General features: G+C 70.8%; 4 protein-coding genes. 3 read left to right on the forward strand and 1 reads right to left on the reverse strand.

Annotated elements, in window-relative coordinates; all coding sequences use genetic code 11:
• The coding region (locus AB0J09_RS36665) for an undecaprenyl-diphosphate phosphatase (RefSeq protein ID WP_360701255.1) at nt 1-149 on the forward strand (149 nt) is incomplete at its 5' end.
• Nucleotides 150-415: 266 nt separating this feature from the next.
• On the opposite strand, the gene AB0J09_RS36670 is transcribed toward AB0J09_RS36665, so the two are convergent.
• Nucleotides 416-898, reverse strand: coding sequence for a hypothetical protein (locus AB0J09_RS36670; protein ID WP_360701248.1), 483 nt, complete (start codon nt 896-898; stop codon nt 416-418).
• Nucleotides 899-1,505: 607 nt separating this feature from the next.
• Here AB0J09_RS36670 and AB0J09_RS36675 point away from each other — a divergent pair.
• Complete coding sequence (locus AB0J09_RS36675) at nt 1,506-3,248, forward strand: ABC transporter ATP-binding protein (protein ID WP_360701251.1); 1,743 nt, start codon at nt 1,506-1,508, stop codon at nt 3,246-3,248.
• 174 nt (nt 3,249-3,422) lie between these two features.
• Nucleotides 3,423-14,274 (forward strand): amino acid adenylation domain-containing protein (locus AB0J09_RS36680; protein ID WP_360701253.1); only part of this gene is annotated, 10,852 nt, incomplete at its 3' end.

Consider the following 14,274-nt stretch of genomic DNA (forward strand, 5'->3'; position numbering starts at 1 on the left):
CGGCCGTCTCCTTCGTCGTCGCCTACGCCTCCATCGCCTGGCTGCTGAGGTACGTCGCCCAGCACTCCTTCAACGCCTTCGTCATCTACCGGATCATCATCGGAACACTGCTCCTCGCACTGCTCGGCACTGGAGTGGTCACCGCCTGACTCAAGGCCTTCCTGTAGTCCTGGGGAATTTCCAACGGATTTGCCTGACCTGCGACGATGTACGGCTCTGTGACTGCGGCGCCAATTCGCTTACGGTGGCCATGAGCGACGACAGGCCGAAGTTCGGGTACGGCGTGGCTTCTCTACCGCTACATCACCCAAGGCCGCGTCGAAGCCGACCGCCTGCCCCGCATCCTTTTGGCCTAACGCTCCGTTACCATCGAAAGAGAGACAGAGCCGTTACCTAGACACACCCCCACGCCGCATCAGAGGATGACCTTCCGTCCGTCCAGGACGTGGAAATCAGCGAGGACATAGCAGTACCTGGCCCGTGCGGTCGTCAGGAGCCGGTGTCGGCGTTCGTGGGCGACGGCGGTGGCGTGGCAGGCGGCGAGGATCTCCGCGCCGTGATAGTTGGCCTCCACGCATGCCCCGTACAAGCTTCCGGCCTTTGCCGCAGACGGGCCGTCGAGGGTGGCCACCTCGACGCCGGGGAGGCCACAGAGAGTGTCGAGCCTGGCCGGCGAGGCTGGATCGTGGTCCTGGCTGCAATCCTCTTCACCGCAGCAACGCATGCTGTGGGCCACCGCGAGGACGACCGAGGGAATCGTCAGCGTCAACCGGCCCTCCTCGACCGCCTCCCGAAGGGCGCCTGACGCGGGACCGTGCGCGGTGGCCAGGCCATACAGGGCATAGGAGTCGGCGACGATCGGAGTGGACGACTGCAAGATTTCCGATAACGGGGTCATGCTCCTCTTCTACCCCGGCGGTCCTTGCGGGATGGGCAATCCTCCAGACTTGTGGATCACGAGTTTCCGAGCGGCCGCGGGTGAGGGTTGGTCGCCGGGCCGTTCGACGCGCAGGGGCGGAGGCTGCTGCCTGGCCTCCGCGCCACACTTGCCAGTCAACGGCTGGCGGTTTCCCCGCTCCCGGTCACAGGGGGAGTGCCGTCGCGGTGAGGATGACCAAGCCGAATACCGGGTTTGTGTACACCCCGTGATGAGGGCGGAACACTCTGCGTTGTGGCAAAAGACGCTGAAATCAAGATTGTTTGTTGCCTGGGCTGACAGCCGGTATTACCGTCCCGAGCGAGAGACAGTAGAGGTGATCAGTGAGCGAGCAATCGTCCTTACCCAGTCTGGATCACGAACTCTGGCTTGCCCAAAATTCTGCGATGTCGCCGTTTCGGATAGCACCAAATAGCGGTTCGGCCCCAGTCGGGTGACCGGCATCGGGGGCAGCGCGCCGCCCGAGTCCCAGGACGCTCGTGGACCACGCGAGATGGGGAGACTCGTTGCGGCGGCGATACGGCTGGTATGGGCCGCCAGTCGTAAAGAATTCATCACCGTTTTGATCATGGACGTGCTTCAGGCTGTGGGCGCGTTCAGCCTGGTCATCCAGGCGCAGAGCCTGCTCGGCAGCTTGATCGAATCCGAGTCCGGCCGCACCGGCGGCGGCATCCTGCTCAGTGTGGTGCTGTTCATCGCCGCGAACGTCGTGATCGTTGCTGCCGAGGCCGTCATCACCAACCGGCGACTGCTGCTCACCGAGCGCACCAGCATCTACATCTGCGGCAAGGTGCTGGAGGTCGCGGCCCTGGCCACGCTCGACGACTTCGACGACTCGCGTTTCCACGACCGTCTGCAGCGGGCGGCGACCAGTGCGCTGACCCGCCCGGCCAGGATGGTGGAGAGCCTGATCACGATCGGTCAGGCGATCTTCACTCTGTCCGCGGTGGCGCTCGCCTTGGTCACCGTGCAGCCGTGGATCGGGTTGTTCGCCGCGCTCACCGCAGTTCCTATCTGGATTGGCGGGATGAGGAGCGGTGAGCAGTACTTCGAGTTCGTAACCAAAACCACCTCCACCGACCGTAATCGCCACTACCTCTTCCAGCTGCTGACCACCCGCCAGCCGGCCAAGGAGATCCGCGCCTTCGACCTCGAGCATCACCTGTCGGGCACCTGGCGCACTCTCATGAACGAGCGTCTGGCCATGCTGATGGTCACTCTGCGTAAGCGTTTTAGGTCATCACTGCTGGCCTCGCTCGGCAGTGGGCTGGTGCTCGCTGCGGCAGCGGGTGTACTGATCGCGCTCAATCAGTGGGGAGTCATGAACCTGGCACAGACGGCCACCACGGCGGGCGCGCTCCTGGTGTTCAGTCAGAAGCTCACTGACGGTATCAGCTCCACGGGCGAGTTCTTCGAGGCGGCCCCGCTGATGCGCGACCTCGACTCGTTCCTCGCTCTGCGGCCCGAGCTGGTCAGGGAGCAGAGTGGCACGCCCGCTCCGCCCAGCTTCGCCGCGATCGAGTTGGACGACGTCTCCTTCACCTATCAGGGCGCGGAGCGCGCGGCCGTCAACGGCGTCTCGATGACCATCGGGGCCGGCGAGGTGGTGGCGCTGGTCGGGGAGAACGGCTCGGGCAAGACCACGCTGGCCAAGCTGCTCGCCGGCCTCTATGCTCCGCGGACCGGCCGCATCCTCGTCGACGGGGAGGACCTGGCGACCATCGACCCGGTCGCCTGGCGGAGTCTCGTCGCGGTTCTCTTCCAGGACTTCATCCGTTATGCCATGTCCGCCGAGGAGAACATCCGGATCGGCGCGGTCAGCCGCGAGCCGACTGAGGAGGCGATCCAGGAGGCGGCGCGGAGGGCCGGCGCCGACGAGTTCCTGTCCAGGCTGCCGGCCGGTTACCAGACCATCCTGTCGCCGGAGTTCGGCGAGGGCCAGGACCTGTCACTCGGGCAGTGGCAGCGCGTCGCCCTCGCCAGGGCGTTCATCCGCTCCGCGCCGCTGGTGGTGCTGGACGAGCCCAGCGCCTCGCTGGACGCCAGAGCCGAGCGCGCCCTGTTCGACAGCGTCCGCGAGCTGTATCGAGACCGGACCGTCCTGCTGATCTCTCATCGGTTCTCGACCGTGCGCACCGCCGACCGGATCATCGTCCTGGACAGCGGGGAGATCATCGAGCAGGGCACGCACGCCGAGCTCATGGCGGCCCAGGGACGGTATGCCGAGCTGTTCACCCTCCAGGCCAGCGGCTATTTCGAAGACGACACCGGGGACGGCGCGAGCGCCGACGCCATCGCCAGCGTCGGATAAACCGGCACCGCGGAACCAGTCCAACCCACCCCTCCCGTACGCCGACGGCATGCCCGCCGGAGAGCTCGTTTCAGGAATCCCTCACCTGGAGACGTCTTGGGACCAGAACGGACAGACGCAGCCAACGCCAGCCGGACTACTTCACAAAACGGGCACGAAGGCCAGGCTGTGCAGGTGGCCCTGAGGCTCAGCGGCCCGCTTGACGTCCCAGCGATCCAGGCCGCGCTCGCCGGGGTGATCGAGCGCCACGAGATCCTGCGCACCCGCTTCGGCGCGGTGCACAGTGCGTACGCCCTGCCGTTCCTGGACCTGAGCCACGAGCCGCGCGCTCAGGCGCCGGAGTCCGTGATCAGAACCATCCTGGCGGAGGAGGCGCTGTCACCCATCGACCTCGCGGCAGGGCCGCCGCTGCGGGCCTGGCTGGTCAAGCTGGAAGCCGAGGAGCACGTGCTCAGCCTGGTCATGCCCCACCTGGACGCCGACGAGCGCTTGGCCGGGGTGCTGTGCCGGGAGCTCGCCGCCCTGTACGAGGCCACCCGCGTCGGCGCCCCAACGCCCGAGCCCGACCCCGGCCCTGCCCATGTCCACGGGTCCAGGTGCGCCGAGTCCGAGATCGTGGACGCGGAGCGGACCGCCGGCTACTGGCGCGACCGGCTGGCGGGCGCGCCCGCCCTGGAACTGACCACCGACCGCCCACGGCCCCCCGCGTCGTCCGGACGCGGCGCGCGGGTGACGTTCGAGGTCGGGCCGCAGGCCGCGGCGCAGCTCGATGCGCTGGCCGCCGACTTGGGGGTCGGAACGCCCGTCGTCGTGCTAGCGGCCTTCGCGACACTGCTGGGCGGCCACGCCGACCAGGACGACATCGTCATCGGCACGCCACTCGCCGGACCGGTCGGTGGGCTGCCCGACCCCATGCCGCTGCGCGTGGATTTGACCGGCGACCCCCTGTTCACCGAGGTCGTCGAGCGGGTGAGGTCCGGGCTGGACGAAGCCTGCGCGCACCACGGCCTCCCGTTCGACCACCTGGTACGGCTCCTGCGCCGAACCGCCGACCGCAGCCGGCACTCCCTCTTCCAGGCCCGATTCGATGTCGTGCCCAGCTGCGCCTGGTGGAACGGCGACTTGCGGGCCACCGTCGTCTCGGACGGCACCGCCGCAGCCGAGCCCGACGTCGTCCTCGTCCTGCGCGAGCGGTACGAGGGCCTGGCCGGCGACCTGCGCTACCGCGACGACCTGTTCGACGAGGCCACGATCGAGCGACTGGGCGGTCATCTGGAGAGCCTGCTCACGGCAGTGGCCGCCGACGCGCGACGGCACCTGTCCGAACTGCCGCTCATGAGCCCCGGCGAGCGCCACCGCGTCCTTGTCGAGTGGAACGACACCGCCGCCCCGATCGCGCCGGTGAACGGGGTGCACGAGCTGTGCGCCGCCCAGGTGCCACGCTCGCCCGATGCCATCGCCGTCTCCTGCGCCGGCCGGTCGTTGACCTACGCCAAGCTGGAGGCCGAGGCCAATCGCCTGGCACATCACCTCAAGGCGTCCGGCGTCGGGCCCGAGGTCGTGGTCGGCCTGTCGCTGGAGCGTGGCGTCGACATGGTGGTGGCGCTGCTCGCGATCTGGAAGGCCGGCGGTGCCTACCTGCCGCTGGACCCCGACTACCCGGCCGACCGGCTGGCGTACATGCTCTCCGACAGCGGCGCCTCAGTCGTCATCGGCTCCCGCGCCCTGGCCGGGACCTACGCCGACAGCGTCGCCGCCATGGTCTACCTGGACGACCCGGAGACGGCGGCGGCGATCGCCGCCGCGCCCGCGCACGCTCCCGAGGGCGTGACCCACCCCGACCAGCTCGCCTACGTGATCTACACGTCCGGCTCCACTGGTCTGCCCAAGGGCGTCGCGGTCGGCCACCGGGGCGTGGTCAACCGGCTGGTACGGATGCAGGAGACCTATGGGCTCACGCCGGACGAGAAGGTGCTGCACAAGACGCCGCTGACCTTCGACGCCTCGGTGTGGGAGCTGTTCTGGCCGCTGTCGGTCGGCGCGCAACTGGTTGTGGCGGAGCCCGGACGGCACCGCGACCTCGACTACCTCATCGCGCTGCTGGAGTCCGAACGCATCAGCGTCGTGCACTTCGTGCCCTCGCTGTTCAGGCTGTTCGTCTCGCATCCGGCGCTCGGCCCGCTGACCCACCTGCGGTTGCTGTTCTGCAGCGGCGAGGCGCTCGCCGCCGAGGATGTCGCCCGCTTCTACGCCAGGAACGCCACCACCGTGGTCGGCAACCTGTACGGCCCGACGGAGGCCTCCATCGAGGCGTCGTCCGCTCAGTGCGATCGGCCGGGCACCGGTACCGCCTCGCCGCCCATCGGCAGCCCGATCGGCAACGTGAGCCTCCACGTCCTGGACAGGTTCCTGCGCCCGGTCCCGGTGGGCGTGCCCGGAGAGCTGTTCATCGGCGGCATCGGCGTGGGGCGCGGCTACGCCGGCCGGCCCGCCCTGACTGCCGAGCGCTTCGTCGCCGACCCCTTCGCCGCGGACGGTTCGCGCTTCTACCGCACCGGCGACCGGGTCAGGTGGCGCCCCGACGGCCAGATCGAGTACCTGGGCCGCGCCGACGACCAGGTCAAGGTCAGGGGAGTGCGGATCGAGCCGGGCGAGATCGAAGCCGCCCTGCTGGCCTTCCCACAGATCACCGACGCGGTCGTGGTCGCCCTCGGCTCGGCCGGTGACCGGCGGCTCGTGGCCTACGTCGTGGCGGGAGGCGGCACGGGAGAGGCGCTGTCCACCAGCGACCTGCGGACCTTCCTGAGGCGAAGTCTGCCCGTCTATCTCATCCCTTCGGTGTTCGTTGAGCTGCCGGCCCTGCCGCTCAGCCCGAACGGCAAGGTCGACCGCGCCGCCTTGCCCGAGCCGGAGGCCGTACGGCCGGTGCTGTCGGCCCGGTTCCAGACACCGCGCACCCACACCGAGGAGGTGCTGACCGGCCTGTGGTCGGAGATCCTCGGCCTGGAGAGCGTCGGCGTCGGCGACGACTTCTTCGAGTTGGGCGGACACTCGCTGCTGGCCACCCAGGTCGTATCCCGCATACGCGGGACCTTCGGGATCGAGCTGGACCTGGCCGCACTGTTCGACCATCCCACCATCGAGGCCCTCGCGACGATCGTCGACGGCGCGGCGCCCGGCGTCCTGGCCCCGCCCATCGTGGCGGCGGCCCGCGAAGGGCTGGTGCCGCTGTCGTTCGCGCAGCAGCGGCTCTGGTTCCTCAACCAGCTCGCGCCGCTGTCGCTCGAGTACAACGAGCCGCTCGCACTGCGGCTGCGCGGCGCGCTGGACACGGCGGCGCTGGGCGCGGCCCTGGACGCGATCGTCGAGCGGCACGAGGTGCTGCGCACCCGCCTGGTCGCAGTGGACGGCGTCCCGCACCAGGTCGTCGACCCACCGTCCGGGTTCGCCCTCGACCTACTGGACCTCAGCGCCGAACCCGACGCGGCCGCCCGTGCCGAGGAACTGCACAGGGCCGACGTGATCGCGCCGTTCGACCTGGCGGCCGGGCCGCTGGTACGCGGGCGACTGATCCGGCTCGGCCTGGAGGACCACGTGCTCAGCCTCGTCATGCACCACGTGGTGTCCGACGAGTGGTCCGTGGGCCTGCTGCGCCGGGAGCTCTCAGTGCTGTACGGCGCCTTCAGCCGGGGCGAGCCTTCGCCGCTGCCGCCGCTGCCGGTGCAGTACGCCGACTTCGCCGTCTGGCAGCGCGCCTGGCTTCAGGGCGAGGTGCTGGAGGGCCAGCTCGGCTACTGGCGCGACCGCCTGGCCGGTGCCCCGGTCCTGAACCTGCCGGCCGACCGGCCCCGCCCGCCCGTACGCTCCTCGGCCGGCGCGGTCGTCGAGTTCGGCGTCGACGCCTCCACAGTGGCACGGCTGCGCGCGGTCACCCGTGACGCCGGCGCCACCATGTTCATGACGATGTTCAGCGCGTACGTCGCCCTGCTGTCCCGCTACTGCGACCAGGACGACATCGTGGTCGGCACCCCGATCGCCAACCGCAACCGCGAGGAGATCGAGGATCTGATCGGGTTCTTCGTCAACACCCTCGCACTGCGCACCGACCTGTCCGGCGACCCCACCTTCACCGAGCTGATCGGCCGGGTCCGCGGCGAGGCGCTGGCCGCCTACGCCCACCAGGACCTGCCGTTCGAGCAGCTCGTCGACGCCCTGGAGACCGACCGCGACCGATCGCGCACGCCGGTGTTCCAAGTGCTGTTCAACTACAACAGGGACGGCGAGGCCGGCGCCGCGCGGGCCGAGCTCGGCGTGTCGGCGGCCGAGCTACCCGGTGTGACGACTGCCAAGTTCGACCTGCGGATGATCATCGGCGAGGACGGCGACGCGCTGCAGGGCGCGATAGAGTTCAGCACCGACCTGTTCGACCGGCCGACCGTGGAGCGTATGGCCGGTCACCTGCGGGTGTTGCTGGCAGCCGTCTCCCGCGACCCGGACGTCCGGCTGTCGGAACTGCCCCTGCTGGCGCCCGCCGAACGGGACCGGCTCCTGCGCGATTGGAACGACACCGCGGTGCCCGTGCCCGCCGGCGGAGCGCACGAGTGGATCGCCTCCCGCGCGGCCGCCCAGGCCGATACCGCCGCGGTGGTCACCGCCGAGGGCACGCTGACCTACGCGGAGCTGGAGGCACGGGCCAACCGGTTCGCCCATTACCTCAAGGCCTCGGGCGTCGGTCCGGAGGTCGTGGTCGGCCTATGTCTGCCACGTGGCCTCGACCTGATCGTCGCGCTGCTCGGGGTGTGGAAGGCCGGCGGCGCCTACCTACCGCTGGACCCCGGCCATCCGGCGGAGCGGTTGTCGTACATGCTGGCCGACAGCCGCGCGTCGGTGCTGGTCGGCACCGCCGACTCCCTGGACGTCCTGGCCGTGCGGCGGGCCCTCGTCGTAGTCCTGGACAACCCTGTGACCGCCGCCGCCATCGCCGGGCAGCCGGACACCGACCCCGCGGTGCCGACGCTGCCCGCGCAGGCCGCGTACGTCATGTACACCTCGGGGTCCACCGGGCAGCCCAAGGGCGTCCAGGTGACGCACGGCGGGCTGGCCGCCTACCTGTGGGGCGTGTCGGACCGCTTCGGGTGGGACACGCCCCGCCGGCGGTACGCACTGCTGCAACCGCTGTCCACCGACTTCGGCAACACCGTGGTGTTCGGCTGCCTGGTGTCCGGCGGCACGTTGTTCGTCCCCGAACCGGACGTGGTGCGCGACCCCGTGCTCCTGCGCGCATACCTGAGCGAGCACGCCATCGACTACCTGAAGGTCGTCCCCTCGCAGCTCATGGCGCTGACCGCCGCCGACGGGCCCGCGGGGCTGCTGCCCGCCAGGGGTCTGGTGCTGGGCGGGGAGGCCTCGCCGTCGCGGTGGGCGCGCGAACTCCTCGAGGCCGCGGGCAAGCGGACCGTCACCAACCACTACGGCCCGACCGAGACCACGATCGGCGTGGCCACCACTGTGCTGGACGCCGAGCAGCTGGCCGGGATGGAGAGCGCGCCGATCGGCGGCCCCCTGCCCAACGCCAGGCTGTACGTGCTGGACCGGCACCTGGCCCCGGTGCCCGTGGGCGTGCCGGGCGAACTGTTCGTCGGCGGGCTCGGGGTCGCGCGCGGGTACGGCGGACGCCCGGCGCTGACGGCCGGGCGGTTCGTGGCCGACCCGTTCAGCGACGACGGCTCCCGCCTGTACCGCACCGGGGACCGGGTCCGGTGGCGTGCCGACGGCCGCCTGGAGTTCCTCGGCCGCGTCGATCACCAGGTGAAGATCCGCGGGTTCCGCGTCGAGCCGGGCGAGATCGAGTCCGCGCTGCGCTTCCACCCGGCCGTCGCCGCCGCGGCCGTCCTCGCGCGCGAAGACGGGGGGACAGCGGGGGAGCGCCGACTGGTCGCCTACGTGGTGCCCGACGACCTCGAAGAGGGCCTCCCCTCAGCCGGCGACCTGCGCGCCTTCCTCCTCAGGTCCCTGCCCGAGCACCTCGTCCCGGCCGTCTTCGTCGAGCTCGCGGCCCTGCCGCTGACCTCCAACGGCAAGCTCGATCGCGCCGCCCTGACCGCCCCAGAAAGCACTCGCCCCGACCTGGCCTCGGCGTTCGCCGCCCCCCGCACTCCGACCGAGCAGGCCCTGGCCGCCATCTGGTGTGAGGTCCTCGGCCTGGAACAGGTCGGGACCGCCGACAACTTCTTCGAGTTGGGCGGCCACTCGCTGCTGGCCACTCAGGTGGTCTCCCGGATCCGCGCCGCACTCGACGTCGAGGTGCCTCTGGCGACGCTGTTCGACCACCCCACCGTCGGGGATCTGGGCGCGGTCGTCGACGAGATCGCCCCGGCGCAGCTCGCGCCGCCGGTCGTGCCGGTGGATCGCGATCGACCGCTGCCACTGTCGTTCGCGCAGCAGCGGTTGTGGTTCCTCGACCAGCTCGAACCCGGCTCGACCGAGTACAACAACCCCCTTGCGCTGCGCCTGCGCGGCCCCCTGGACGTGGCGGCGCTGAGCGCCGCGCTCGACGCGATCGTCGCGCGGCACGAGGTGCTGCGTACCCGGTTCGTCGCCGTCGACGGCATCCCCCACCAGATCGTCGACCCGCCCACCGGATTCGGGCTCGGCTTCACCGACCTCGCCGCCGGCCCCGGCGCGGAGGCCGCGGCCGAGGAGTTGGTCACCGCCGACGCGCTGACCCACTTCGACCTGGCCGCCGGACCGCTGTTCCGCGGCCGGCTGTTCCGCCTCGGCGCTGACGACCACGTGCTCAGCCTGTGCATGCACCACGTGGTGTCGGACGAGTGGTCGGCTCTGGTAACCCGGGACGAGCTGTCGGTGCTGTACGACGCCTTCAGCCGGGGCGAGCCTTCACCGCTGCCGCCGCTGCCGGTGCAGTACGCCGACTTCGCCGTCTGGCAGCGCGAGCGGTTGCGCGGGGACTTCCTCGACGGCCAGCTCGGCTACTGGCGCGAACGGCTGGCCGGGGCACCGCCGCTGGAGCTGCCCACGGACCGCCCCCGCCCGCCCGTACGGTCCAGCGCCGGCGCCCTGGTCGACCTGTCCGTCGGCGAGGCCACCGTCACCGCCCTGCGCGAGCTCAGCCGCCAGAGCGGGGCGACGATGTTCATGACGCTGCTGTCGGCGCTCACCGTCCTGCTGGGCCGGTACGCCGACCAGGACGACGTGGTGGTGGGCACCCCGATCGCCAACCGGACGAGGGCCGAGACCGAGGGACTGATCGGCTTCTTCGTCAACACGCTGGTGCTGCGTACCGACCTGTCGGGCGATCCCACGTTCGCCGAGGTCGTGGCGCGGGTCCGGCAGGAGGCGCTGGGCGCCTACGCTCACCAGGACATGCCGTTCGAGCAGCTCGTGGAGGCCCTCCACCTGGAACGGGACCTCAGCCGCTCGCCCCTTTTCCAGGTCCTGTTCGGCGTCGAGCGGGTGCGTGACGACGACCGCCTGACCTTCACCGGCTTGACCGGCGAGCCGTTCCCCGTGGGTGCGGTCGAGGCGAGGTTCGACCTGACCGTCGCGCTGGGCGAACAGGACGACGCGATCACCGGCACCCTCCTGTACAGCACCGAGCTGTTCGATCATGCCACGATGGAACGCCTTGCACGCCACCTCGTCGACGTGCTGGACACGGTGGCGGCCCATCCGCATCGCCGCCTGTCGGAACTGCCCCTGGCCAACGACGACGAACGCCGCCTAGTCGAGGTCGAGTGGAACCGGACTGCCACGCCCCTGCCCGAGGTGGGCGGCGTGCACGAGCTGGTCGCGGCCAGGGCCGCCGAACGGCCGACAGCCACCGCGGTGACGTACGGCGAGCGGTCGCTGACCTACGCCGAGCTGGACGCCCAGGCCAACCGGCTGGCCCACCATCTGCGCAGTGTGGGAGTGGGACCGGAGACGGTCGTGGGGCTGTATCTGCCGCGCGACCTCGACCTGATCGTCATGATGCTCGCCGTGCTCAAGGCCGGCGGCGCATACCTCCCTCTCGACACCACCCACCCGGCCGATCGCATCGCGATGATGATCGCCGACAGCCGCGCGTCGGTGCTGGTCGGCATGAGCGATGACCTCGACGACCTGCTGGTGGGGCGGGTCCGCCTGGTGGCACTGGACGACCCCGCCACGGTCGCTGCAGTGGCGGCGGCGCCGGCCCAGGCCCCCGAGGCGGCCGTCCACCCCGGCGGGCTCGCGTACGTGATCTACACCTCCGGGTCGACGGGCCGGCCCAAGGGCATCGCCGTGACCCACCGCGACATCGTGTCGCTGGTCACGGCCGGCGACTACGTGACGCTGCGCGCCGACGACGTGGTGGCCCAGGCGTCGACCACGACGTTCGACGCGGCCACGTTCGAGGTGTGGGGCGCACTGACGTCAGGCGCGGCCCTGGCCGGGATCGACAAAGACGTGTTGCTGTCGCCCGCGCGGCTGGCCGAGCAGATCAGGCAGGCCGGCGTCACCACCATGTTCCTCACCACCGCGCTGTTCAACCGCCTGGCGAGCGAGACCCCCGAGGCGTTCGGCGGCCTGCGGAACCTGCTGTTCGGCGGCGAGGCGGTCGACCCGTCGAGTGTCCGGCGGGTGCTCGAACACGGCCGGCCCGAACGCCTCCTGCACGTCTATGGGCCGACCGAGACGACGACGTACGCGACCTGGCACCTGGTGGAGCGGGCGGGCACCGGGCCGGTGCCGATCGGCGGCCCGCTGGCGAACATGCGGGCCCTGGTCCTAGACCGGCACCTGCGCCCGCTCCCCGTGGGCGTGGCGGGCGAGCTGTTCCTGGGCGGCGTGGGCGTGGCGCGCGGCTACTCCGGCCGCCCGGAGCTGACGGCCGAGCGGTTCGTCGCCGACCCGTTCGCCGGCGACGGCTCCCGCCTGTACCGCACCGGCGACCGGGTGCGATGGCTGCCCGAAGGTGCGATCGAGTTCCTCGGCAGGGTGGACGAGCAGGTCAAAGTACGGGGCTTCCGCATCGAACCCGGCGAGATCGAGGCCGCCCTGCTCGCGCACCCGCGACTCGCGGCGGCTCTCGTCGTGGCCCGCGAGGACGGCGGCGACCGCCGCCTGGTCGGTTACGTGGTGCCGGCAGACCTGACCGAAGGCGCTCCCTCCACCGGCGAGCTGCGCGCCTTCCTGCGCACGACGCTGCCCGACTACCTGGTGCCCTCGGCGTTCGTCGAGCTCACCACCTTCCCGCTGAACGCCAACGGGAAGATCGACCGTGCCGTGCTCCCCGCACCGGACAACAGCCGCCCCGACCTGAGCGAGGAGTTCGTCGCCCCCCGCTCGGCCACCGAGGAGATCCTCGCCGGAGTGTGGGCCGAGGTGCTCGGCCTGGAACGCGTGGGTGTCACTGACAGCTTCTTCGACCTGGGCGGCCACTCGCTGATCGCCACGCAGGTCACCTCACGCGTACGCGCCGCCTTCGGGGTGGAGATCGCGCTCGCCACCCTCTTCGACCACCCGACGGTCGCCGGGCTGGCCGAGGTGATCGACGTCGCGGCTCCCGGACATCTGGCGCCGCCCATCGTGCCAGTCGGCCGCGACAAGCCGCTCCCGCTGTCGTTCGCACAGCAGCGGCTGTGGTTCCTGGACCAGCTGGAGCCCGGCTCAGCGGAGTACAACGTGCCGCTCGCCCTGCGCCTGCGTGGACCCCTCGACGCCCTCGCGCTCGAAGCCGCCCTCGACGCCATCGTGGAGCGGCACGAGGTGTTGCGCACCCGTCTGGTCGGCCGCGAGGGCGTCGCGTACCAGAGCGTCGACCCGCCGGGCGGCTTCGGACTGGTCGTCACCGACCTCACCGGCGAACCCGACGCACTCGACCGGGCCAAGGCCCTGGTCGCCGTCGACGCGGCGACGCCGTTCGACCTGGCCGGGGGCCCCGTCGTGCGCGGCCGCCTGGTCCGGCTGGCCTCCGACGACCATGTCCTCAGCCTGGTGCTCCACCACGTCGTCTCGGATGAGTGGTCCGGCGGGGTGCTGCGCCGGGAGCTGTCGGCGCTGTACGAGGCGTTCTCGCGGGGTGAGTCGTCGCCGTTGGCGCCGTTGCCGGTGCAGTATGCCGATTTCGCGGTCTGGCAACGCGAGTGGCTGCAGGGGGAGGTGCTGGAGGGCCAACTTGGCTACTGGCGTGAGCGGCTGGCTGGGTCTCCCGTGCTGGACCTGCCCACCGACCGGCCTCGTCCAGCCGTGCGGTCCACGGCCGGCGCCCTCGTCGACTTCGAGATCCCGAGGGAGGCCGCCGCCGCTCTGCAAGCCATGAGCCGGGACGCGGGGGCGACGATGTTCATGACGTTGCTGTCGGCGTTCACCGTGCTGTTGGGCAAGTACGCGGGCCAGGACGACGTCGTGGTGGGCACGCCGATCGCCAACCGCAACCGGGCCGAGACCGAGGACCTGATCGGGTTCTTCGTCAACACCCTGGTCCTGCGGACCGACCTGTCCGGCGACCCGACCTTCGCCGACATCGTCGCCCGTGTCCGCCAGGAGGCGCTCAACGGGTACGCCCATCAGGACGTGCCGTTCGAGCAGCTGGTCGACACCCTGCAGCCGGAGCGCGACCGCAGCCGCACGCCGCTGTTCCAGGTGTTCTTCAACCACCTCGGCGTCGCCGACCGCCCCGGGGCCGACACCGGTCTCACCGGTGAGGTCCTGCGCTCGCCGCACACGACGTCCAAGTTCGACCTCACCCTCTTCACCAGCGCCGGTGCCGATGGCATCACCGGGACGCTCGAGTACAGCACGGCGCTGTTCGATCGGTCGACGGTGGAGCGCTTTGCGGGTCATCTGGTGCGGTTGTTGGGTGCGGTCGCTGAGGATCCGGGGCGGCGGTTGTCGGAGTTTTCGCTGCTGGGTGGGGAGGAGCGGTTTGGGGAGTGGAATGCCACCGGGGTGGGTGTGCCTGGTGTGGGTGGGGTGCATGAGTTGTTCGCTCGGTGGGTGGCGGCGGCTCCGGATGCGGTGGCGGTGGTGGCCGGGGAGGGGT

It is taken from the genome of Nonomuraea sp. NPDC049784 (assembly GCF_040659615.1).
Taxonomy (GTDB): domain Bacteria; phylum Actinomycetota; class Actinomycetes; order Streptosporangiales; family Streptosporangiaceae; genus Nonomuraea.